Source organism: Alphaproteobacteria bacterium, assembly GCA_020638555.1.
GTDB lineage: Bacteria > Pseudomonadota > Alphaproteobacteria > Bin95 > Bin95 > JACKII01.
On sequence record JACKII010000003.1, the window covers coordinates 437,026 to 458,802 of the forward strand.

At 66.9% G+C, this 21,777-nt stretch carries 21 protein-coding genes; 10 read left to right on the plus strand and 11 right to left on the minus strand.

Annotated features, from left to right (window positions below; genetic code table 11):
* Positions 1-89 precede the first annotated feature (89 nt).
* On the plus strand, positions 90-749 hold the full coding sequence (locus tag H6844_13540) for a nitroreductase family protein (protein ID MCB9930422.1): 660 nt from the start codon (positions 90-92) through the stop codon (positions 747-749).
* Positions 750-978: 229 nt separating this feature from the next.
* Here the strand turns inward: H6844_13540 and H6844_13545 are convergent, their stop codons facing one another.
* The 3 genes from H6844_13545 to H6844_13555 all read right to left on the minus strand — a co-directional run bounded on the left by H6844_13545 (position 979) and on the right by H6844_13555 (position 5,092).
* Positions 979-1,497, minus strand: a complete 519-nt coding sequence (locus H6844_13545) for a MaoC family dehydratase (GenBank protein ID MCB9930423.1) — start codon at positions 1,495-1,497, stop codon at positions 979-981.
* A complete protein-coding gene (locus H6844_13550; GenBank protein ID MCB9930424.1) occupies positions 1,494-2,732 on the minus strand; it encodes an MFS transporter in 1,239 nt (412 codons plus the stop codon). Before H6844_13550 ends, H6844_13545 begins: the two co-directional genes overlap by 4 nt.
* Positions 2,733-2,842: 110 nt before the next feature.
* Positions 2,843-5,092, minus strand: coding sequence for an adenylate/guanylate cyclase domain-containing protein (locus H6844_13555; protein MCB9930425.1), 2,250 nt, complete (start codon positions 5,090-5,092; stop codon positions 2,843-2,845).
* A gap of 428 nt (positions 5,093-5,520) precedes the next feature.
* Between H6844_13555 and H6844_13560 the strand changes: the two genes are divergently transcribed.
* Positions 5,521-6,009 (plus strand): peroxiredoxin, encoded by a 489-nt coding sequence (locus H6844_13560; protein ID MCB9930426.1) that lies wholly within the window; start codon positions 5,521-5,523, stop codon positions 6,007-6,009.
* A gap of 89 nt (positions 6,010-6,098) precedes the next feature.
* On the opposite strand, the gene H6844_13565 is transcribed toward H6844_13560, so the two are convergent.
* From H6844_13565 to H6844_13580, 4 genes are all read right to left on the minus strand, one after another.
* Positions 6,099-6,857, minus strand: coding sequence for an SDR family oxidoreductase (locus H6844_13565; protein MCB9930427.1), 759 nt, complete (start codon positions 6,855-6,857; stop codon positions 6,099-6,101).
* Positions 6,858-7,237: 380 nt separating this feature from the next.
* Entirely contained in the window at positions 7,238-8,053 is an 816-nt protein-coding gene (gene panB / locus H6844_13570) for a 3-methyl-2-oxobutanoate hydroxymethyltransferase (GenBank protein MCB9930428.1), read from the minus strand.
* Positions 8,054-8,142: 89 nt separating this feature from the next.
* The gene (locus H6844_13575; GenBank protein ID MCB9930429.1) at positions 8,143-8,583 is read right to left on the minus strand and encodes an aldehyde-activating protein; all 441 of its coding nucleotides are present in this window, start codon (positions 8,581-8,583) and stop codon (positions 8,143-8,145) included.
* 6 nt (positions 8,584-8,589) lie between these two features.
* Positions 8,590-10,224 (minus strand): NAD(P)/FAD-dependent oxidoreductase, encoded by a 1,635-nt coding sequence (locus tag H6844_13580; GenBank protein ID MCB9930430.1) that lies wholly within the window; start codon positions 10,222-10,224, stop codon positions 8,590-8,592.
* 194 nt (positions 10,225-10,418) lie between these two features.
* Between H6844_13580 and H6844_13585 the strand changes: the two genes are divergently transcribed.
* On the plus strand, positions 10,419-11,243 hold the full coding sequence (locus tag H6844_13585) for a hypothetical protein (GenBank protein MCB9930431.1): 825 nt from the start codon (positions 10,419-10,421) through the stop codon (positions 11,241-11,243).
* Positions 11,244-11,435: 192 nt separating this feature from the next.
* Here H6844_13585 and map read toward each other — a convergent pair whose 3' ends face one another.
* Complete coding sequence (map, locus tag H6844_13590; protein MCB9930432.1) at positions 11,436-12,176, minus strand: type I methionyl aminopeptidase; 741 nt, start codon at positions 12,174-12,176, stop codon at positions 11,436-11,438.
* Positions 12,177-12,253: 77 nt separating this feature from the next.
* Entirely contained in the window at positions 12,254-12,973 is a 720-nt protein-coding gene (gene sfsA / locus H6844_13595; GenBank protein MCB9930433.1) for a DNA/RNA nuclease SfsA, read from the minus strand.
* 47 nt (positions 12,974-13,020) lie between these two features.
* On the opposite strand from sfsA, the gene H6844_13600 reads away from it, so the two are divergent.
* Positions 13,021-13,887 (plus strand): DUF4743 domain-containing protein, encoded by an 867-nt coding sequence (locus H6844_13600; protein ID MCB9930434.1) that lies wholly within the window; start codon positions 13,021-13,023, stop codon positions 13,885-13,887.
* A 389-nt stretch (positions 13,888-14,276) separates the two neighbouring features.
* Here H6844_13600 and H6844_13605 read toward each other — a convergent pair whose 3' ends face one another.
* Positions 14,277-15,623: an adenylosuccinate lyase family protein gene (locus H6844_13605; GenBank protein ID MCB9930435.1), complete on the minus strand. Its 1,347-nt coding sequence runs from the start codon at positions 15,621-15,623 to the stop codon at positions 14,277-14,279.
* Between H6844_13605 and H6844_13610 the strand changes: the two genes are divergently transcribed.
* Genes H6844_13610 through cofC form a run of 5 tightly spaced genes read left to right on the plus strand, consistent with a single transcriptional unit; the run spans position 15,595 to position 18,517 of the window.
* The gene (locus H6844_13610; GenBank protein MCB9930436.1) at positions 15,595-16,254 is read left to right on the plus strand and encodes a hypothetical protein; all 660 of its coding nucleotides are present in this window, start codon (positions 15,595-15,597) and stop codon (positions 16,252-16,254) included. The genes H6844_13605 and H6844_13610 overlap by 29 nt on opposite strands.
* Entirely contained in the window at positions 16,238-16,954 is a 717-nt protein-coding gene (locus tag H6844_13615) for a haloacid dehalogenase type II (protein ID MCB9930437.1), read from the plus strand. The genes H6844_13610 and H6844_13615 overlap by 17 nt, the downstream gene beginning before the upstream one ends.
* Positions 16,954-17,406: a GNAT family acetyltransferase gene (locus H6844_13620; protein ID MCB9930438.1), complete on the plus strand. Its 453-nt coding sequence runs from the start codon at positions 16,954-16,956 to the stop codon at positions 17,404-17,406. Before H6844_13615 ends, H6844_13620 begins: the two co-directional genes overlap by 1 nt.
* Positions 17,407-17,419: 13 nt before the next feature.
* Complete coding sequence (locus H6844_13625) at positions 17,420-17,830, plus strand: helix-turn-helix transcriptional regulator (protein ID MCB9930439.1); 411 nt, start codon at positions 17,420-17,422, stop codon at positions 17,828-17,830.
* 15 nt (positions 17,831-17,845) lie between these two features.
* Entirely contained in the window at positions 17,846-18,517 is a 672-nt protein-coding gene (gene cofC / locus H6844_13630) for a 2-phospho-L-lactate guanylyltransferase (protein MCB9930440.1), read from the plus strand.
* 29 nt (positions 18,518-18,546) lie between these two features.
* Here cofC and H6844_13635 read toward each other — a convergent pair whose 3' ends face one another.
* The gene (locus tag H6844_13635; protein ID MCB9930441.1) at positions 18,547-20,193 is read right to left on the minus strand and encodes an acetolactate synthase large subunit; all 1,647 of its coding nucleotides are present in this window, start codon (positions 20,191-20,193) and stop codon (positions 18,547-18,549) included.
* 232 nt (positions 20,194-20,425) lie between these two features.
* Here H6844_13635 and gdhA point away from each other — a divergent pair, with 232 nt between their 5' ends.
* Positions 20,426-21,742, plus strand: coding sequence for an NADP-specific glutamate dehydrogenase (gene gdhA, locus H6844_13640; GenBank protein ID MCB9930442.1), 1,317 nt, complete (start codon positions 20,426-20,428; stop codon positions 21,740-21,742).
* Positions 21,743-21,777: the final 35 nt, after the last annotated feature.

Consider the following 21,777-nt stretch of genomic DNA (forward strand, 5'->3'; position numbering starts at 1 on the left):
AAGGCCGGCCTTCGCAGGCCGCCGGTTTTGTGGTTCCCTGTCGGTCAACGCCCGCAAGGGCTCGCCCAACCCCGAGGAAACTTCGACCGATGAGTGTCTACGATCTCGCCGTCACCGATGCCCTGCTCTCCACCACCCGCGCGGTGCGCAAGCGGCTGGACCTGAGCAAGCCGGTGCCGGACCAGGTGATCCGCGAATGCCTGGAACTGACCCTGCAAGCCCCCACCGGCAGCAACCGCCAGGGCTGGCGCTGGGTCGTCGTCACCGATGCGGACAAGCGCGCCGCCCTGGCCGACATCTATCGCAAGGGCGCGGGCGCCTATCTGCAAGAGTCGGGAGAGCAGGCCAAGGCCGAAGGCCGGGCGCAGGACAGCCGGGTCTACGACTCGGCCCAGTATCTGGCCGACCACCTGCACGAGGTGCCGGTGCACGTTCTGCCCTGCATCCGCGCCGACCATGTGCCGGAAAACCCGCCGCGTCGGGTGTGGCCCGGCCTGATGGGCTCGATCATGCCGGCGGTCTGGAGTTTCCAACTGGCGCTGCGCGCCCGCGGCCTGGGCTCGGCGCTGACGACGCTGCACCTCGCCTATGAGAGCGAGGCCGCGGCCCTGCTCGGCATTCCGGACGGCATCATGCAGGTGGCGTTGCTGCCGGTGGCCTACACCATCGGCACCGAGTTCAAGCCGGCCAAGCGGCCGCCGCTCGACTCCGTGCTGCACTGGAACCAGTGGGACGCCGGCAAGGACTGAGGGCAACCCGCCCGCGGAGCCGTCGCGCCCCGGCGAACACGGCGGCCGCATCCGCGCTTTCCCGGACGCTGCGCAGCGGCGATCCGGGATCTCTCTCGCCCCGGGCAGGCACCCCGCCCCGGCCAGAGGTCCCGGCCCTCCGCCTGACGGCTCCGGCCGGGAGAGCCCGGTTGTCCGGCTTTCCCGGACGCTGCGCGGCAGCGATCCGGGATCCCCCGCCCCGCCGGGGTCAGTAGTTGGCCTTGTCGTCGACCGCGTGGCCGGTGAACGGCACCAGGAACGAGCGCTCATAGCTCATGAACCGGGTCCCGTCCTGCTTGAAGGCCCGGGTCTCCACCTTGACGATGCCCTGGGTCGGCCGGCTCTTGCTCTCGCGCTTGTCGAGCACTTCCGATTCCGCATAGATCGTGTCGCCGACGAACACGGGCGCGGTCAGCTTGATCTTGTCCCAGCCCAGATTGGCAATCGCCTTCTGGGAGGTGTCGGAAACGCTCATGCCGGCCACCACGGCCAGGGTGAAGGCGCTGTTCACCAGCGGCTTTCCGAACTCGGAATGCTTGGCGTATTCGTGGTCGAAATGCAGCGGGTGCGTGTTCATGGTCAGCAGCGTGAACCAGGAATTGTCCGCCTCGTTGATGGTGCGGCCGGGGCGGTGCTCATAGATGTCGCCGACCTTGAAATCCTCGAAATAGCGGCCGAGGCTCTCGCGGTAGCGGTTCTCGCCGACCTTTTTGGCGGAATAGCTCATGGGGTGGTCTTTCCTCGTGCGGGGTCCATACGGTGTCTCTGGAGGACGTACCACAGCAGACCCGCCAACTGAATGGCCAGCATGACGCCCAGCGCGGTGTGATGCGCGGCGCGGCTGTAAGTGCCGTCCGGCTCCAGCGGGAACCGGTCGATGATCAGGCCCACCCCCCACTGCGCGGCGAAACTGCCGGCGAACATCAGGCAGTTGAGCGAGGTGTTGACCCGGCCGGCCATCGCCGGGTCGAAGCGCCGGGCCAGCAACGGGAACAGCCCGATCACCGCCGCCGAGCCGAACGCGAACAGCGGCCAGATCCCCCAGGCGAAGTCCACCAGTTCGAGCCAGGCCATGGTCTGCGCCGTCAGCGACACCGCCAGGCCGCCCAGCACCACCACCATGCCGCTGCCGCCGCGCCGGACCACCCTCTGGGAGAGCGTGCCGGAGGTCAGCATGCCGGCCATGGTCGCGGCCATCATCGCGAACAGCGCCCATTCCTGGGCGCTCTGGCTGAAGCCGGCCACGTCGCGCAGCCAGATCGGCGCCCAGAGGCTGAGATAGGCGCCGTTGGTGCCGACGCTCGCGATCGCAATCGGCGCCACCAGCCAGACCAGCGGCGAGCGCAGCACCCGGCCGAGTTCGCGCAGCTGGCTGATCCAGCTGGCGCCCGCCGGCCCCGGTGCGCTCGGCACCAGCAGCGCGATCAGGCCCATCAGGCAGGCGCTATAGACCAGGATGGCGACGACACCGCCGCGCCAGCCGACCTCCGCCACCAGCAGGCCCATGGGCGCCGTGCCCAGCATGCCGCCGACGCCGGTCATGGCGAACAGACTGGCGGAGACGAAGGGCAGCCGGTCCGCCGGCGCCCAGATGCGCGCCGCCTTCAGGCCGCTCATCATGCTGCAAGCCGCGCCCAGCCCCATCAGGAACCGGCCGACGATCAGGCCGAGCGGGCCGTCCGCCAGCACGAACAGCACGCTGCCCGCCGCCGCGACCGAATAGAGCGACAGCACCACCGGCCGCGGCCCGTAGCGGTCGAGCATCAAGCCCAGCGGCAATTGCATGACGCCGAACCCGAAGAAAAAGGCGCCGGTGATAAAACCCAGGTCGGCCGGCGACAGGGCGAACTCGGCCACCAGATGCGGCGCGATCAGCGCGTTCAACATCCGGTAGAGGAAGGAGAGGATCGGCGTGCAGTAAAACGGCAGCAGGAGCACGAACAGGGATTGCGCGGAGGCCACGGGCGCTCGCCCCCTTGAAAACCGGAAAGCCCGCATTCGTCGCGGGCCGGGAGCCCGTTACTATCCCGGCCATCGCCGTTTGTCAGGCGGAAATGGCGCTGGCCCGCGCGCTACTTGCTCTTCGCCTCGTAGACGCCGTCCCAATCAGAGCCGGGCGGCTCGTCCACCAGTTCGCGGATACGGGCCAGATATTCCGCATAGAGGCCGTCGAGCCCGCCGGGAAGATCGCCGACCGCCGCCCGCTCGCGGATCTCGATCAGGCGGATGGCCTCGGCCCAGTCCTGCGCCCGATAGGCGGCAAGCACCGCCTCGTGGTGCGCCTTCAACGCCCGGTAGTCCGGCGTTTCCGCCAGGTCCGCCCCGCCCAGCACCGTGAAGATGCGCACCGCGTTCTGCTTGCCCTTCACCCGGATCAGGTCGAGTTCCAGATAGGCAAAGCCCGGCGCCAGTTCGACCGAGTCCTCACCCACCACCAGGTCGACGCCATAGGTCTTGGATTGCCCTTCCAGGCGCGAGGCGGTGTTGACCGTGTCGCCCAGGCACGAATAGTCGAAGCGCTGGTCGGAGCCGACATTGCCGACGACGCAATCGCCGGTGTTGATGCCCATGCCGATGCGCACCGGCGGCAGTTCGCGCCCTTCCGCCTCGGCCTCCAGCCGCCATTGCGGCTCCAGCACCCGCAACCGTTCGCGCATTTGCAACGTGGCATGGACCGCGCGGCTCGCGTGCTGCGGCTCGTCCAGGGGCGCGTTCCAGAACGCCATGATGGCGTCGCCCATATACTTGTCGATGGTGCCGCCGGTGCTGAGGATCGTGTCCGTCATGGGCGTCAGGAACTTGTTGATGAACTGGGTCAGCTGGAACGGCGTCATGCTCTCCGAAATCGGCGTGAAGCCGCGGATATCGCAGAACATCAGCGTCAGTTGCCGCTGCACCCCGCCCAGTTGCGGGTCCTCGCCGCTGTCGGCCATGCGCTGCACCAGGGCCGGCGAGAGATAGCGGCCGAACGTGCTGCGCACCCGCGTGCGCTCGCGCTCGCTCAACACGTATTGTGTGGCCGTCACCACCAGATAGACGATCAACGCCGCCAGGGTCGCATACAGCGGGTCGACCAGCAGATTGGCGTTGGCATAGGCAAACCAGGACGCATACGCCCCGCCCGCCGCGATCACGATCCCGATCAGGGCACAGTACATGGGGCCTAGCCAGGGGGTCGCCATGGCGAATATCAGGCCCAGAACGGCCAGCCCCAGGAATTCGGCCGCATTGGCCCAGCCCGGCCGCAGCAGAAAATCGCCGAGGATCATCTGCTCCAATGCCTGGGCGTGGATCAGGATTCCGGGCGCGTCGCTGCGGAACGGCGTCGCCCGCAAGTCGCGCAGTCCCGGAGCCGTCGCCCCGATCAGCACGATCTGCCCCTCGATCTTGTCGATGACCGAATTCGGCTCTTGCAGGATCTTCCAGGCGGGCACCTCGCGTTCGGCCATGGGGCGGGTGTAATGCACCCAGAACCGGCTGTCGGCTGTCATCGGCACTTCGATCTGCCCGACCCGCAGCAGGTTCAGGCCCAACATGGTGCCGAACCGGTCCTCCCCGGCCGCCTCGGCCGAGCGCGCGATAATGGTCGAGGCGTTTTGGGCAACCCGCAGCGCCTCGATGGAGATCGTCGGCAGGACAACGCCATGGATCTGCCCCAGCAGCGGAATGCGGCGGACGATGCCGTCGCGCTCCGGCGTGTAGCCGAAATTGGCGATTCCCGAGGCCGCCTCCTCCAACGGCAGCAGATTGCGGCTGGCCGAACCGTATTTCGGAATCCGGTCGATCACGTCCTGATGACCGGCAAACCCGGCCTTGCGCTGGAATTTGAAAGACTTGTCGTCGCCCGGCTTCAGGATCATGCCAAGAACGGTGGGCGAACTGGCGATCGCGCGCCGCAGCAACTCGTCATGGTCCGGCAGGTCGCGCACCAGCGGCTCGATCTCCTGCCGGTGCTTCTGGTCCATTGACCAGTCGGCGACCACCCGATCCGGCGAGGTGCGGTCCGGCTCGGCGAAAATGATATCGAAGGCGATGGCCGCCGCGCCCATTTCCGTCAGATTGTCGATCATCTGGGCGATGTAATGGCGCGGCCAGGGCCACTGCCCGAGACGGGCCAGCGAATCCTCGTCGATCGTGATCACGCGCACCGGCGCCGGCGCATACACCCGCGGCTGCCAAAGTTGGTACTGGTCGAACACCAGATGGCGGGCGATGATCAACGGCCCCGGATCGAACCAACGCAATGCCAGCGCCAACGCCAACGCCAGCAGGCCCATCGCCATCACCACCAAACGCCGCTGCCACGGCAAACGTGCCCGCAAAGTCGCCTCTCCTTCCCTCTACCGCACGCGCCGAATTCTACCGCGGGCCGTCTCGGCTGACATCAGCATAGTCCGCCACGCCCGCCACATCCTATCATTGATAGCGCGCCCGTCATCACAACCAAAGAGACAAGTCATTGGTTCCGAAAGCATGGTTCCCCAAAATAAGAAAAAATTCGTTTTGCTCAAGACATCGGCAGTCGCATGAGGGAACCGGGTACCCTGGCCGCCTGTGACAATTGCGGCACCGCAGCTGCGGTCGGCAAGAGCGACGCAGGCGCCGGTCGGCACGCGTTGGCCGCCGCCATGACGGCAAATGTGGTAATTCTCACGCAGGATGCGGATAAGTCTCTTTCGCATGCGATGCCACTGCCCTACATCTGAACCGTGTGTTACCCTCTAAGCCTTTCCCCCTAAGGAGATGGACCATGGCTGCAGTGAAAGCTGGCGATAAGGTTCCGAGCACAACGATCCGGATGATGGGTGCCGACGGTCGTCCCGCCGCGACCTCGACCGACGACTATTTCAAAGGCAAGAAGGTGGTGGTGTTTGCGGTGCCGGGTGCCTTCACCCCCACCTGCTCGGCCAAGCACCTGCCGGGCTTTATCGAGAAGGCGGACCAGATCAAGGCGAAGGGCGTCGACACGATCGCCTGCATCGCCGTGAACGATGCCTTCGTCATGGATGCCTGGGGCAAGTCCGCCCATGCCGACGGCAAGGTGGACATGCTCTCCGACGGCAATGGCGACCTGGCCAAGGCCATGGGCCTGGAGCTGGACGCGACCGGCGGCGGCCTCGGCCATCGCTCGCAGCGCTTCGCCATGGTCGTCGAGGACGGCAAGATCACCCAGTTGAACGTCGAAGCGCCGGGCGCGTTCGAAGTGTCCAGCGCCGAGCACGTGCTGGGTCAGCTCTGAGCCGACACCGAACCCCGGAAGCGGCATCGCCTCCGGGGTTCGGCCACAGAAGCCCCGAGCCGCCCCCGGCGGCCGGGGCTTTTTTCGTGTCAGCCGCGGCCGACGAACGGCATTTTCGTCGCCATCACCGTGACGGTCTGGATGTTGGCGTCGAGGCTCATATTCGCCATCAGCACGATGGTGTCGGCGACGTTCCGCACATCCATCACCGGCTCGACCCGGGTGGAGCCGTCCGGCTGCAACACGCCCTTTTTCATGCGCTGGGTCATCGGCGTTTCGGCGTTGCCGATGTCGATCTGGCAGCCGGCGATGTTGTAGGCGCGTCCGTCCAGCGCCGTCGCCTTGGTCAGGCCGGTGATCGCGTGCTTGGTCGCGGTGTAGGGCGATGAAAACGGCCGCGGCACATGCGCCGAAATCGAGCCGTTGTTGATGATGCGCCCGCCCTGCGGGTCCTGCGCCTTCATGATGCGGAAGGCTTCCTGGGTGCAGAGAAACGCGCCGGTCAGGTTCACGTTCACCACATTCTGCCACTGCTCGACCGTCAGGTCCTCCAGCGGCACCGGCGGCGCGCCCATGCCGGCATTGTTGAACAGCATGTCGAGCCGCGACCACTGCGCCTTGTAGGCGGCAAACAGCTTCGCCACCCCCTCCGGCGAGGAGACGTCGCTGGGGATCGGCAGCGCGCGTGCACCGTCGGCGCCGGCCAGCGCAACGGTCTCGTCCAGCGCCTCCACCCGCCGGCCGGACAGCGCCACATGCCAGCCGTCCTGCAACAGGGCGAGCGCGCTGTAGCGGCCGATGCCGGAGCCGGCGCCGGTGATCAGGGCGTATTTGGTCTTTGCACTCATGGGCGTTGCGGCCTCCTGCCGGCGAAGTCGGGATGATGCGGACGGCAGCTTGCCCGCTGCCAGGGCGTTTGGCTAGCCCGCCCCGCGGTCGACGCCCGCAACAGCCCGGCTCATGCGAACACGCTCTTAGCCTGAGGCACTCGGCGAAGCCGGGCGCCTGTTCCCCGGAGGTGGCGGAGCCGCCATCCGGGGCCGGTGTCATCGGTCGAACACCGCTGGCGACGGTGTCCGCGAGGGCAGCCGATCCCGGCTCTCGCCTCCGGCTCGGCCGGGAAAGCGGCATCCGTTTCGAACGGTCAATCGCCCACCTTTCCGCCCCCGGCGCAGTCGAGCCTCGACCGAACGTGCTCAAGGGCGGGCCCTGGACCTGACGCTCCGGCTCAGCGCTTCGGCGCGAACACGTGCTCCGGCCCCGGAAAGCGCCCGGCCCGCACGTCGTCGGCATAGGCCTTGATGGCCTCGCCGGCGGTCACGGCCAGTTCCGCATAGGGCTTGGCGAATTTCGGCCGGAAATCGGTGAACATGCCCAGAATGTCGTCCACCACCAAAATCTGGCCGTCGCAGGCCATGGAGGCGCCGATGCCGACGGTCGGGATCGGAATGGCGGCCGTGATCTCGCGCGAGACGTCCTCCGCGGTTTTCTCGATCACGACGCTGAACGCGCCGGCGTCCGACACCGCCCTGGCATCGGCCATCACCTGGGCGCGCGAGGCCTCGTCGCGGCCCTGGACCTTGTAGCCGCCGAACGTGTTCACCGCCTGGGGCCGGAGGCCGATATGCGCCATGACCGGCACGCTGCGCTCGGTCAGGAAGCGGATGGTCGGCGCCATGGCCTCGCCCCCCTCCAGCTTCACCGCCTGGCAGCCGGTCTCGGCCATGATGCGCGCGGCGTTGCGCATCGCCTGCGCCGGGCTTTCCTCGTAGGAGCCGAACGGCATGTCGACGACGACGCAGGCGCGGTTCGCCCCGCGCATGGCGGCCTGGCCGTGCGCGATCATCATCTCCATGGTCACGCCGATGGTGGACGGCAGGCCGTAGACCACCATGCCGAGCGAGTCGCCCACCAGCAGCAGGTCGCAATGCTCGTCCACCAGCCGGGCGATCGGCGTGGTGTAGGCGGTCAGGCAGGCGATCGGTTCGCCACCCTTGCGGGTGCGGATCGCGGCGGAGGTGATGCGGGTCGGGGCTTTGGCCATCAATGGCTCCAACGGCGTCTTTCCGGAAAACAACCGCGCGCTGATGCCGTGTTGCGTCGAAAGTTGCAAGCGCAAACGACACAAACCAGCTATGCGCCACCTTCACCTTCCACCAGAAGGACTGCCGGAGTCCAGACCTTGCGGCGGCGGGCGGACCGCTCCGCGCCGGTTTCGTCCTCGTAGAAGCGGTGCTCGGCCTCGCCGAAGCGGGCGCCGCGGCCGTCCGTCAAATTGGCGTTCATGATGCCGTACAAGCGTCCGTCCACCGCCTGCACCGCGCCGATATAATTGCCGCAATTGCGGCAGATCAGAAAATCCACCATGCCGAGACCGAAATGGTAGCGGTTGACCTGGCTCCCATCCCGAACCCGCAATTCCATCCGCCCGTCCGGGTCGCTCAGCGAGCGCATGTTGTGCGAGCGGCAGAAATCGCACTGGCAGGCGCGCAGCCACATCTCCTCCGGCTGTTTCGCCGTCGTCAGCGTCGCCTGGAGATTGCCGCAATGGCAGCGGCCGTGAATCGTGGCCATGGCCCGCTACTCCGCCGCCATGGCCGTCTGCGCCTCGAAGCGGAAGCCCTTATAGCCCTCGGCCACGGCCGCCTCGCAAATGCGGCGATAGACGCCGACGCCGGCGATGTAGGGCATGAACAGCCGCGGCTTGCCGGGGATGTTGGCGCCCATATACCAGGAGTTCGCCTGCGGGAAGAGGGTCTTGTGCGCCACCACCTGCACATGGTCGACCCATTCGTCCTCGGCCTCCGCTTCCGGCTCGATGAGGTCGAGGCCGGCGTCGCGCATGTGCTGCACCGTGTCGGTCACCAGTTCCACATGCTGTTCGATGGAGTTGATCATATTGCCCTTGACCGACGGGCTGCCGGGGCCGGTGATCATGAACATGTTCGGGAAATGCTCGGACATCAGGCCCAGATAGGTGCGCGGACCCGCCTCCCACTTCTTCTTCAGTTCCAGGCCGTCGCGGCCGCGAATGTCGACATTGAACAGGGTGCCGGTCATGGCGTCGAAGCCGGTGGCGAACACGATGGCATCGAACGGGAAGGCGCGCTCGCCGACCACGAGCCCGGTTTCGGTCAGGCGCGAAATCGGTTGCTCGCTGATATCGACCAGTTCGACATTCGCCCGGTTGAAGGTCTGGTAATAGCCGTTGTCGATGCAGATGCGCTTGGTGCCGATCGGGTGCGTCTTCGGGCAGAGACGCTCGGCCGTCACCGGGTCGTTCACGGTGGCGCGGATCTTGTTCCGCACGAACTCCGCCATGGTGTCGTTGGCGGCCTTGTCGGTGAGGATGTCGTTGAACGCGCCCAGGAACGCGCCGGTGCCGGCCTCCCAGCGCTCCTCATAGATGCGCTGGCGTTCGTCCTCGCTGACCGCCAGCGCCGACTGGTCGTTCACCTCGCGCAGCACGCCGTTCGGCTGGTAGCGCATTTCCGCCCGCTTCCCGGCATAGCCGTCCTTCCAGGAACCGGCATAGTCCTCGGTCATCGGCATGTTGCGCGCGGGGATGGAGAAATTCGGCTGGCGCTGGAACACGGTCAGGTGCGCCGCCTCCTCGGCAATCACCGGGATCGCCTGGATGCCGGAGGAGCCGGTGCCGATCACCGCCACCCGCTTGCCCTTGAAACTGACCGGTTCGTGCGGCCAGTTGCCGGTGTGGTAGGTCTCGCCCTGATAGTCGGCAAGGCCGTCGAATTTCGGGATCTGGGCGGTGGAGATGCAGCCCGTGGCCATGATGAAGAACCTGGCCGTGACCGTTTCGCCCGTGTCGGTGGTCACCTGCCAGCGCCGGGTCGCCGCGTCGAAACGGGCCGAGCGGACTTCGGTCTCGAAGTCGATCCTGTCGCGCAGGCCGAAGCGGTCGCAGACATGGTTGGCGTATGCCAAAATGTCCGCCTGGGCCGAGAATTTCTCCGGCCAGTGCCATTCCTGCTGCAAATCCTCGTCGAAGCCATAGGAATATTGCATGCTCTCCACGTCGCAGCGCGCACCGGGATAGCGATTCCAGTACCAGGTGCCGCCGACGCTGTCGCCGCGCTCGAAACAGCGGGTGGTAACGCCCTGTTTGGCAAACCGATGCAACAGATAAAGGCCGGCAAACCCCGCCCCCACAACCACCGCATCGACCGAACCGGCCTTCTCTGACAAAGCTGACATTGCGCATTTCCCGTAGCAGATGGGCCGGCCCGGCCGGCGTCGAGCGGAAACCGTAAACCGCCGGACGATCCTTCGCCAACACCCGATTTGCGGGGCCATCCATTCGCAGCCGCCGAAGGCCGCCCTTGACCCGGCGGCCGGATTGGCGAAGATCGCGCCACGCTCGTATCGACTTTCGTTCAAGGAACCGATCCATGACCGCAGCCGCCGTCCGTACCGAAGCCCCGACCATTCCGGCCCAGGTTCGCTACGTCAACGCCGAGTGGAAGGGCCGGCCCGACAGCCCGCGCATCGGCTCACGCGAGACCCGGCGCGCCAACACCGCCTTCCAGGACGTGCGCATGCACAATGCCCGCCCGATGCTGGCCGCCGGCGAATGCACACTGGATGTGTGCGGCTTCACGCTCACGCATCTGGAGCCCGGCATCCGCGATTTCCGCGATGACGAGGAGGTGCAGCGCACCTACTACCCCGCCATCGAGCGCCTGGTGGAGCGCACCGCCGGCGCCCACCGCGCATTCGTCCGCAGCCATCTGATCCGCACCGAAACCCCCATCGACTTCAACGACGGCTATGCCCGCTTCGTCCACTGCGACTACAACGTCAAGCGCCTGAGGGAGATGTCGGAGGCGGTGCTGGAGCAGCACGGCGTCGAGCCGAACCCGAACTGGGACTATGTCTGGTACAACACCTGGCAGCCGTTCGACTATCCGGCGATCCGCAACCCGATGGCCTTCATCGACTGGCGCTCGCTGCCGGCGGACGATGTGATCGACTACTATTACACCGGCCGCAACACCGACTCGCTGGTGGCCGCCCCGGTCTACAACCCGGACCACAACTGGTGCTATTTCCCGGACATGACGCCCGACGAAATCCTGGTGTTCAAGCAGATGGACGGCCGCCCGGACGTGTCGGTCTATTGCCCCCACACCAGTTTCGAGGTGAAGGACCTGCCGGAGGACACGCCGCCGCGCCGCAGCATCGAAATGCGCCTGCTGGCCGTGTTCGAGCGGTAGAGTATCCGTGGCGGTCAAGCGGAGTCTTTTCCCGCTGGCTCATCACCCCCTCTTCCCTGTCCTCGCGGAAGCGGGGACCCATGCCTGAGAGACAAATACAGAGTCTGTATCCTGTGAGAAGCTCTCGGGCATGGGCTCCCGCTTGCGCGGGAGATGGAGCAGGAGAGTGGGTCAACCAGTCCCGAAAGCGCTCTATTTGTAAGGAGGCTTGTGCAGGCCCTTGGGCGAGAGCGTGAAGATCTCGGCGCCGGTGGCGGTGATACCGATGGAGTGTTCGAACTGGGCCGAGGCCTGACGGTCGCGTGTGACCGCCGTCCAGCCGTTCGAGAGGATCTTGGTTTCCCAGGTGCCGGCATTCACCATCGGCTCGATGGTGAAGAACATGCCTTCCTGCATCACCGGCCCCTCGCCCGGGCTGCCATAATGCAGCACGCTCGGCGGCGCGTGGAAGGTGCGGCCAAGACCGTGGCCGCAGAAATCGCGCACCACGCTGAAGCGGTGCTTTTCGACGAAGGTCTGGATGGCGTGTCCCAGATCGCCGAAGGTCACGCCCGGCTTGCAAAGGTCGATGCCCAGCATCAGCGAGTCGTAGGTCACGTCGATCAGCTTCTGCTGCTTCACCCGGATCGGGCCGACCGGGTACATGCGCGAGCTGTCGCCGTGCCAGCCGTCCAGGATCACGGTCACGTCGATATTGGCGATATCGCCGGTGCGCAGCTTCCGCTCGTCCGGAATGCCATGGCAGACCTCGTGATTGACCGAAACGCAGATGGATTTCGGAAAGCCCCGATAGTTCAGCGGCGCCGCCACCGCACCGCGCGCGGCGATAAACTCGGCACAGAGTCGGTCCAGTTCTGCGGTGCTCACGCCCGGCTCGACAAAGTCGACGATAAAATCGAGCGTTTCCGCCGCCAGCCGGCCGGCGCGGCGCATGCCCTCGAAATCGGCGGGGCCGTGCAGTTCGATCCCTTGCGGACGCGGGGGGGCATAGGTTTGCTCGTTCAAAGCCTTCAGTCCTCTTTGGCGCCGGTCCAAACGAACGGCAAGCGGTGGTCGATGGCGATGGCGCGCTCGGTCACGCGACAGCCATAACACAAAACCTCTACGCCCGCAGCCATGGCGCGCGCCATGGCCTGGGCATAGGCAGGGTCGATATCGGCGGCAAGCGAAAGCCGGTCGCAATCGTTGCGCTGGACGACGAACAGCATGACCGCGCGGCCACCCTCCCGGACCACGCCGGCCAGTTCGTCCAGATGCTTGGCGCCGCGGGCGGTCACCGAGTCGGGAAACTCCGCCAGGCCCGGCCCGCGCATCAGGTGGACGTTCTTCACCTCCACATAACATGGGGGCCGGCCGTCGCTTTCCAACAACAGGTCGATGCGGCTGTTCTGGCCGTACTTCACCTCGCGCCGCCGCTGGCCATAGCCGACGAGTTCGGCGATTTGCTCCCCGGCCAGGGCCTCGTCCACAAGGGCGTTGGGGCGGCCGGTGTTGATGCCGACCCAGTCGCCGTCGGCGTGACACAACTCCCAACTGTGGGACAGCTTCGCCTTCGGATTGCGCGCGGGCAGCAGGCCGACGCGCATGCCCGGCTCGGCGAGGCCCAGCATCGCGCCCGGATTGGCGCAATGGGCCGTCACCGCGCGACCATCGGCGAGCGTGACATCGGCGAGGAACCGCTTATAGCGGCGCTCCAGACGCGCCGGTTCGATTGGGGCGTGAAAGTCCATAAGGGTGCCCGTTCTAGAGACGCGCGCCGGCAAAGGGAAGCCCGAGCATGGCCTATATCGACCACATTGCCCGCTGCAACGCCCACGACCTGAGCGGATTCCGCCCCTGGTTCATCGGCGACACCCAGTCGGGCTGGCTGCGCCACGCCTTCGCGGAGCGGTTGCGCGCCTTTCCGGAGGTGTTCGTCGTCACCGAAAGCCGGGTCTGGCTCGCCCCCGACCTCGATTCGCCGGAATTGCGCAGCCGCCAGCTGGCCGCTGTCGGCGCCGAACTGGTCCGCACCGGCGAGTTGCCCAACCCCCGCGGCGAGTTGTTCCCGGTGCTGCCGCACTGGGGCGGCGTGCCGCTGGCGAGCCTCGACCGGGCCTGGGTGACGTATTTCGGCCTGCCGGCCTATGGCGTGCATCTGAACGGCTATGTCACGGCCGCGGACGGCACGCAGCACATGTGGATCGCCCGGCGCGCGCTCGGCAAGATGACCTATCCGGGCCAGCTCGACAATCTGGTGGCGGGCGGCCAGCCGGTCGGCCTCGGCCTGTTCGAGAACATGGTCAAGGAATGCGGCGAGGAAGCGGACATCCCGCAGGACCTGGCCGCCCGCATGCGCGCCGTCGGCCAGATCACCTATGCGATGGAGGTCGAGGCCGGCCTGAAACAGGACACCCTGTTCAATTTCGACCTGGACCTGCCGTCCGGCTTCCAGCCGAACAACACCGATGGCGAGGTGGACTCGTTCCGGCTGCTGCCGCTCGGCGACGTCGCCGGGATCGTGCGGGACAGCTTCGACTTCAAGTTCAACTGCAACCTGGTGGTGATCGATTTCCTGCTGCGCCACGGCTTCCTGACGCCGGACGCAGAGCCCGCCTACGGCGCCCTCAGCACCGGCCTGCACACGGTGTTCCCGCGGGCGTGAGCGGCCCTCACCTTGCTTCCCCTACTCTCTCCTCGCTTCCCCGGCCTTGAGCCGGGGCCTCCTGCCGGGGCTTGGCACCTGTATCCCGGAGCCTGCGGAGCGGGCGTCCGGGACCGGTCGCACTCGCGAACACCGGCGGCGGCCGTGTTCGAGGGACGATACCGGCCCCGGGTCCCGGCTCCGCCGCGCCCGGGGAACAGCGCACCCGAATTTGGCGGACCGGGCGTCCGGGACCGGTCGCGCTCGCGAACACTGGCGGCGGCCGTGTTCGATGGACGACACCGGCCCCGGGTCCCGGCTCCGCCGCGCCCGGGGAACAGCGCACCCGAATTTGGCGGCAAACCGCGGACGGTCCGCCTGTGCTCGTTCTGTCGCCCCTCCCCGCGCCTTCACTGCCGCTCGGCCAGGAAGCGGTCCAGCAGTTCGCGCGACTGGCCCAGATAGTTGACCGGATCGCAAAGCCGCGCCAACTCCGCATCCGGCAGCCTGCCGGCGATGGCGGGCGCGGCGCGGAGCGCGTCCAGCAGCGTCAGCCCCTGCTCGTTGGCGACGCGGCAGGCATCGTAGACCACGTCATGCGCCGTCTGCCGGCCGAGCGTCGGCGCCAGGCCCATCATCACCGCCTCGGAGACGATCAGGCCGCCGGTCATGGCCAGATTGCGGCGCATGCGCTCCGGCTGGACCTGCAAGCCTTCCAGCATGAACCGCGCCTGGTGCAGCGCGCCCGCGGCCAGGACGAACGCTTCCGGCACGGCGATCCATTCGACGTGCCAGGGGCCGGTGGCGCGCTCGAAATCCGCCGCCATCGCGTCCATCACCACGGCGGCGTGCTGGCGCACCACCTTGCTGGCGCCCAGGATCAGTTCGCACGAGATCGGGTTGCGCTTCTGCGGCATGGTCGACGAGCCGCCACGCCCCGGCACGAACGGCTCGAACGCCTCGCCCACCTCGGTCGTCATCATCAGCATGATGTCGGTCGCAATCTTCGAGAGCGAGCCCGAGACCAGGCCGAGGAAATTCACCGCCTCGGCCACGCCGTCGCGGGCCACGTGCCAGGGCATGCTCGGCCGGCAGAGACCCAGTTCCGCCATCAGCGCATCGCTCACCGCCATGCCGTCTTGGCCCAGCGAGGCGAGCGTGCCGGCCGCGCCGGCGAACTGCCCCAGTTCGACCCGCGGCCGCAACTGCTCCAACCGCTGCCGGTGCCGGTCGATGGCCGAGAGCCAGACCCCGGCCTTGTAGCCGAAGGTCACCGGCAGCGCGTGCTGCAAATGGGTGCGCCCGGCCATTACCGTGTCGCGGTGATCGACCGCCAGCCTCGCCAGCGCCGCCGCCACGCCGTCCAGTTCCGCGCCCACCAGCGCCAGCGCCTTTTGCAATTGCAGGGCGATGCCGCTGTCCATGATGTCCTGGGTGGTCGCGCCCCAATGGGCGTATTCGCCATGCCGCCCCTCGCAGGCCGCCGCGATGGCGCGGACCAGCGGCAGGATCGGATAGCCGACGATCTCGGTCTGGCGCTTGACCTCGGCCAGGTCGAGATTGTCCACCCGGGCGGCCAGGGTGATCGCGTCCGCCGCGGCCTGCGGGATCAGGCCCAGCCGGGCCTGCACCCGGGCCAAAGCGGCCTCCACCTCGCAATACGCCCCCAGGATCGCCTCGTCCGAGAAGCAGGCGCGCATGGCCTCCGTGCCGAAGAAATCGCGGAAAATGGCGGAATCGATCATGGAAACGGGCATGGCGGCCGGGGCTCCGACAGGACGGGGACAAGCCCTTTGCTTACCCTGCGCGCAGCGGCGGCGTCGAGACCAATTGACAGTCACGCGCGCGTCGGCAGAGTGCCGCGCCATGCCGATACGCATCCTGCTCTTCCTGCTCTGCCTGCTGCCGCTCTCCGCGACAGCAGCGTCCGCACCGCCGGCCACCGACCGGATCGATCGCGACCTCGTTGCCGCCATCAACGCGGTGCGCCTGGTGGAGCAACGCCCCTTGCTGCGCCGCAATCCCAAGCTGGCCGAAGCCGCCGCGGCCCACGCCGCCGACATGGCCCAACGCGGCTATTTCAGCCACAAGGATCCGGAGGGCCGCGGCCTCGGCTTTCGCCTCACCCGTGTCGGCTATCCGTTCGCCCTGGCGCTGGAGACCATCGCCGCCGGCGGACGCGATCCGCAACTGGTGCTCGCCCGCTGGCTCGACAGCCCCGAGCACAAGCGCATCCTGCTGAACCGGAACGTGCGCGACATCGGCGTTGCCCACCTCTATTATGCCTCCGACCCGGCGGTGTCGCGCGACCGGCATTACTGGGTCGTGGTTCTCGGTCTGGCCGCCGACCCGGCAAACAGGGACATCGCCAATGCCAAAAAACGTTAAGGCTCTGATTTTCGACGTGTTCGGCACCGTCGTCGACTGGCGGCGCGGCATTGCCGGCGAGGCCGAGGCCTTTTTGGGCCGCGAAAAGGGCCTGAGCCTGGACTGGGAGGCGTTCGCCGACGCCTGGCGTGCCAAATACCAGCCGGCGATGGAGCCGATCCGCCAGGGCAAGCGCCCCTTCACCCGGCTGGACGTGCTGCACCGCGAAAACCTGCTGGCCACGCTGGAGGAGTTCGCCGTCCCGGCCCTTTCCGAGGCGGAGATCGACCGCCTCAACACTGCCTGGCACCGGCTGCCCCCCTGGCCCGATTCCGTGCCGGGCCTGTTGCGGCTCAAGACCAAATTCATCATCGGCACCCAGTCGAACGGCAATATCGCCCTGATGGTCAACATGGCGAAGCATGGCGGCCTGCCCTGGGACGTGATCCTGGGCTCGGAGGTGGTGCAGGCCTACAAGCCGCAGCCCGAGGCCTATACCCGCGCCTGCGAGGCGCTGGGCCTGGCGCCGGCGGAGGTGCTGATGACCGCCGCCCACAACAACGACCTGGCCGCCGCCAAGGCCCAGGGCCTGTCGACGGCCTTCGTCGCGCGGCCGTTGGAATTCGGCACCAAGAACCGGAAGGCGGATATCGAGCCCGGCCCCGGCGTCGACATCAGCGCCTGGAGTTTCACCGAACTGGCCGAAAAGCTGGGTTGCTGATGCGCATCCGGCCGTTCCGCGAGGCCGACCGCGCCCCCGTTCTCGCCCTTTGGGCCGATTGCGGCCTGACCCGGCCCTGGAACCCGCCGGAAGACGACCTGGACCGCGCGCTGACCGGCCCCGCCTCCGCCGTGCTGGTGGCCGAGGACGCCGCCACGCTGGTCGGCTCGGTCATGGTCGGCGACGATGGCCATCGCGGCTGGGTGTATTATCTCTCCGCCCGGCCGGACCGGCAGAAGCAAGGCATCGGTGCGGCCCTGATGCGCGCGGCCGAGGACTGGCTCCGCGCCCGCGGCGTGCGCAAGGTGGAACTGATGGTGCGCAGCACGAACGCAGCCGCGCTGGGCTTCTACGACCGGCTCGGCTATGAGCGGGAACCGGTCGCGGTCTGCTCGCACTGGTTGACCGACACCGACCCCCGCACGGACAACAAACCGTCAACCGAAGCCTGATGGGAGGAGCGCCATGATCCGCGGCCCCGTCCAATTCCTGCTCGACGCCAATGGCCGCCCGCAATATGCGGTGCTGCCGATCGAGGACTACTGGGCGCTCACCGGCGACGGCGGCCCAGAGCCGGCGGAACAGGAAACCCGCCATCCGCTGCACCAGAACGCCCCCGGCTTCGAGGTGCCGGCAGAGGTGGCAGCGGCCGTGCGCGCCGGCGCCCACCCGATCACCGCCTGGCGCGAGCATCGCGGCCTGACGCGGGAAATCCTCGCCGGATGGATCGGCTTCGACGAGGACGATGTCGCCCATTTCGAGGACAACGACGCCGTGCCGACGGTGGAAATCCTGCAAATGATCGCCAACGCCCTCGACGTGCCGATCCAGGCCCTGCTGCCCCCGGCCGAGCCGGACGACCCGGTCGACGAATAGGGAGGCCCGGCGCGCATGTGGGGCGTCCTGCCTGTCAAGAATTTCGCGAACGCCAAGACCCGCCTCGCCCCGGCCCTGTCGCCGGACGAGCGGCGGGCGCTGTTCCGGCTGATGGTGGAAGACGTGCTCGCGGCCCTGTGCGCCAGCAGCCTTGCCGGCGTCCTCGTGCTCACCAACGAGCCGAAGGCCATTGCGCTCGCTCGCCGCTATGGCGCCCGCGTCGAGGGCGAGCCGGAGAATCTGGGCCAGTCCGAAGCCGTGGCCCGCGCCATGGGCATTCTGGAGGCGGAAGGCGTCACCGCGGCGCTGCAATTGCCGGGCGACATTCCGGGCGTCACGCCGGCCGAGATCGACACGCTGGTCCGCGCCCACACCGCGGCTGCGGCGCCGCGGGCCATGACCATCGTTCAGGCGCACGATTTCCGCGGCTCGAACGCGCTGGCGGTCTCGCCGCCCTCGCTGATCCCGTTCCATTTCGGCCATGACAGCTTCCAGCCGCACCTGGCCGAGGCCCGCGCCATCGGCGTCGAGCCCCGCATTCTCACCGGCCTGCCCGGCATCGCCCTCGACATCGACACGGCGGAGGACCTGGCCAAGCTGCTGGCGCGGCAGGATGTCAGCACCAGGGCCACCGCCTGGGCGCGCGAGCACGGCCTGGGCGAGCGGCTCGCCGCCCGCCCGGCCTGAGGGCACCAACCGGGCGCGTACCGCGCCCGTCAGACCGCCGCGCTCAGTTCCTTGATGCGCTTGTTCAGGATTTCGTCATTCTCGGAATAGTCGACCGGACAGTCGATCAGGTGCACGCCCTTGCTGTTCAGGCAGCGGTCCAGCACCTCGGCCAGGCCGGCGGAACTCTCGACGCGATGGCCGTGCGCGCCATAGCTCTCGGCGTATTTGACGAAGTCGGGGTTGCCGAACTCCAGGCCCCAGTCCTGGAAGCCCATATTCGCCTGCTTCCAGCGGATCATGCCGTAGGAACTGTCGTTCAGCACCAGGCAGGTCAGGTTCATGTCCAGCCGCACCGCCGTTTCCAGCTCCTGGCTGTTCATCATGAAACCGCCATCGCCGCAGATCGCCATGACCTTGCGTTGCGGGTGCAGCAGGTGCGCAGCCATCGCGCTCGGCAGGCCCGCGCCCATGGTCGCCAGCGCGTTGTCCAGCAGCACGGTGTTCGCCTCCGTCGCCGGATAGTTGCGCGCGAACCAGATTTTGTAGACGCCGTTGTCGAGGCAGATAATGCCGTCGTTCGGCATCGCCGCCCGGATATCGCGCACCAGGCGTTGCGGGTAGATGGGGAAACGGCCGTCGTCGCTGCCCTTGAGAATATTCTCGTCGTGCGCCGCCTTCACCTGCAACATGCGGCTGAAGTCCCAATGCGGCTGGGGATGCACGATCTCGTTCAACTGCCAGATGGCGTTGCCGATATCGCCGATCACCTCGGTCTGCGGGAAATAGACCGGGTCGACTTCGGCGGAGTTGAACGAGATGTGGATCACCTCCGTTCCGCCCTGTTCCATGAAGAAGGGCGGCTTTTCGATCACGTCATGGCCGACATTGATGATCAGGTCCGCGGCGGCGATCGCCCGGTGCACGAAGTCGCCGGCGGACAGCGCGGCGCACCCCATGAACAGCTCGTGCCGCTCGTCCACGACCCCCTTGCCCAGCTGGGTGGTGACGAAGGGAATGCCCTTTTCCGTCACCATCTGCGTGAGCATGCGGCTGGTGACCTTGCGGTTCGCGCCGGCGCCGATGACGATGATCGGCGATTTTGCGGCCTCGATTCGCATCGCGGCGGCGCGGATGGCCTTTTCCTCGGCAATCGGCCGGCGGGCGGTCGAACAGGGAATCGGATGGCCGTCGGTCTCTTCGGCCGCGATGTCCTCGGGCAGTTCCAGATGCACCGCGCCGGGCTTTTCCTGCTCGGCCAGGCGAAACGCCTCGCGCACCCGCGAGGGGATGTTGTCGGCGGACTGGATCTGGTGGGCGAATTTGGTGATCGGCCCCATCATGTCGACCACATCCAGGATCTGAAACCGCCCCTGTTTCGAGCTGCGCACCGGCTTCTGCCCGGTGATCATCAGCATCGGCATGCCGCCCAGCTGGGCATAGGCCGCAGCGGTGGTAAAATTCGTGGCTCCGGGCCCGAGGGTCGACATGCAGACGCCGGTCTTGCCGGTGAAACGCCCATAGGTCGCCGCCATGAAACCGGCAGCCTGCTCGTGCCGGGTCAGAACCAGCTTGATTTTGGTCGAGCGCGACAGGCTGTCGACCATATCCAGATTTTCCTCTCCCGGAATGCCGAAGACATATTCGACGCCCTCGGCCTCGAGCGCTTCGACAAACAGGTCCGATGCTCTTTTCATGGCTGCATCACTCGCTGGTTGGGTCGCAGATTGTTGCCACATTTATCATAAATGATTGCGAAATGGGGAAAAATTGTTGTGAAAGCATGTTCGCTTGCTGGACCGTGCAACCCGGCACATGGTATCTTTGTCGCACGCTTGAGGTCTGGCTTCGACCGGTGGGCGCAGCACAACAACCCAATAGTCCAGGTGGAACGACACGATGGTACAGCAGCTAGATACGACATCGTTCATGGATTGGGTGATCGACCGCAACCCCGGTGAAACCGTGTTTCATCAGGCCGTGCACGAGGTCGCCGAAACGGTCATCCCCTTCATCAACGCCAATCCGGTCTATGCCAAAATCAAGGTGCTGGAGCGGATGGTGGAACCCGACCGCGTCGTCTCCTTCCGGGTGGCGTGGGCCGACGACAATGGCGAGGTCCAGATCAACCGCGGCTACCGCGTCCAGTTCAACAACTCCATCGGCCCGTACAAGGGCGGCATCCGCTTTCATCCGTCGGTCAACCAGGGCGTCCTGAAATTCCTGGGTTTCGAGCAGACCTTCAAGAACTCGCTCACCCGCCTGCCCATGGGCGGCGGCAAGGGCGGCGCCGACTTCGACCCGAAGGGGCGCAGCCAGCACGAAATCATGCGCTTCTGCCAGAGCTACATGACCGAACTGTTCCGCTATGTCGGCCCGGACGTGGACGTGCCGGCCGGCGATATCGGCGTTGGCGGCCGTGAGATCGGCTATATGTTCGGCCAGTACAAGCGCCTGACCGGCCACTTCAACGGCGTGCTGACCGGCAAGGGCTTGGAATACGGCGGCTCGCTCATGCGGACGGAAGCGACCGGCTATGGCGCGGTCTATTTCCTGGAAGACATGCTGCACCATGTGGGCAACGGCATCGAGGGCAAGACCGCGGTCGTTTCCGGCTCGGGCAATGTCGCGACCCATGCGGCGGAAAAGGTGCTGCACCGCGGCGGCAAGCCGGTCACCCTCTCGGACTCCGGCGGTTTCATCCACGATCCCGAAGGCTTCAGCCAGGAAAAGATCGACTGGATCAAACGGCACAAGGCAAAACGTGGCGCCCGCATCAGCGCCTATGTCGACGAATTCGGCGGCACCTTCCACGAGGGCCAGCGCCCCTGGGCCGTTCCCTGTGACGTCGCCCTGCCCTGCGCCACGCAGAACGAGTTGGACGAGGGCGATGCCCGGGCGCTGATCGCCAATGGCTGCAAGGCCGTCACCGAAGGCGCCAACATGCCCTGCACCGCCGAGGCGGTGGCCGCCCTGCAAGGCGCGGGCGTGCTCTATGCGCCGGGCAAGGCCTCGAACGCCGGCGGCGTCGGCATGTCGGGCCTGGAAATGAGCCAGAATTCCGCCCGTCTGCACCGGGAGGAAGAAGACCTGCGCACCGCGCTGCGCAAGATCATGAGCGACATTCACGCGGCCTGCGTCGCCCAGGGCTCGGGCCCGGACGGCAAGGTGGACTATGTGAAGGGCGCGAACATCGCCGGCTTCAAGAAGGTCGCCGACGCGATGCTGGCGTTCGGCGTGGTCTGATCGCAGCACCCCCGATCCCGGTTGCAAAAGCGCCC

Excerpts from the sequence above, each read along its gene's own strand:
- H6844_13540 (MCB9930422.1), top strand. The coding sequence starts at position 90 with ATGAGTGTCTACGATCTCGCCGTCACCGATGCCCTGCTCTCCACCACC.
- H6844_13545 (MCB9930423.1), bottom strand. The coding sequence starts at position 1,497 with ATGAGCTATTCCGCCAAAAAGGTCGGCGAGAACCGCTACCGCGAGAGC.
- H6844_13560 (MCB9930426.1), top strand. The coding sequence starts at position 5,521 with ATGGCTGCAGTGAAAGCTGGCGATAAGGTTCCGAGCACAACGATCCGG.
- H6844_13565 (MCB9930427.1), bottom strand. The coding sequence starts at position 6,857 with ATGAGTGCAAAGACCAAATACGCCCTGATCACCGGCGCCGGCTCCGGC.
- panB (MCB9930428.1), bottom strand. The coding sequence starts at position 8,053 with ATGGCCAAAGCCCCGACCCGCATCACCTCCGCCGCGATCCGCACCCGC.
- H6844_13575 (MCB9930429.1), bottom strand. The coding sequence starts at position 8,583 with ATGGCCACGATTCACGGCCGCTGCCATTGCGGCAATCTCCAGGCGACG.
- H6844_13580 (MCB9930430.1), bottom strand. The coding sequence starts at position 10,224 with ATGTCAGCTTTGTCAGAGAAGGCCGGTTCGGTCGATGCGGTGGTTGTG.
- H6844_13585 (MCB9930431.1), top strand. The coding sequence starts at position 10,419 with ATGACCGCAGCCGCCGTCCGTACCGAAGCCCCGACCATTCCGGCCCAG.
- map (MCB9930432.1), bottom strand. The coding sequence starts at position 12,176 with ATGCGCCGCGCCGGCCGGCTGGCGGCGGAAACGCTCGATTTTATCGTC.
- sfsA (MCB9930433.1), bottom strand. The coding sequence starts at position 12,973 with ATGGACTTTCACGCCCCAATCGAACCGGCGCGTCTGGAGCGCCGCTAT.
- H6844_13600 (MCB9930434.1), top strand. The coding sequence starts at position 13,021 with ATGGCCTATATCGACCACATTGCCCGCTGCAACGCCCACGACCTGAGC.
- H6844_13610 (MCB9930436.1), top strand. The coding sequence starts at position 15,595 with ATGGCGGAATCGATCATGGAAACGGGCATGGCGGCCGGGGCTCCGACA.
- H6844_13605 (MCB9930435.1), bottom strand. The coding sequence starts at position 15,623 with ATGCCCGTTTCCATGATCGATTCCGCCATTTTCCGCGATTTCTTCGGC.
- H6844_13615 (MCB9930437.1), top strand. The coding sequence starts at position 16,238 with ATGCCAAAAAACGTTAAGGCTCTGATTTTCGACGTGTTCGGCACCGTC.
- H6844_13620 (MCB9930438.1), top strand. The coding sequence starts at position 16,954 with ATGCGCATCCGGCCGTTCCGCGAGGCCGACCGCGCCCCCGTTCTCGCC.
- H6844_13625 (MCB9930439.1), top strand. The coding sequence starts at position 17,420 with ATGATCCGCGGCCCCGTCCAATTCCTGCTCGACGCCAATGGCCGCCCG.
- cofC (MCB9930440.1), top strand. The coding sequence starts at position 17,846 with ATGTGGGGCGTCCTGCCTGTCAAGAATTTCGCGAACGCCAAGACCCGC.
- H6844_13635 (MCB9930441.1), bottom strand. The coding sequence starts at position 20,193 with ATGAAAAGAGCATCGGACCTGTTTGTCGAAGCGCTCGAGGCCGAGGGC.
- gdhA (MCB9930442.1), top strand. The coding sequence starts at position 20,426 with ATGGATTGGGTGATCGACCGCAACCCCGGTGAAACCGTGTTTCATCAG.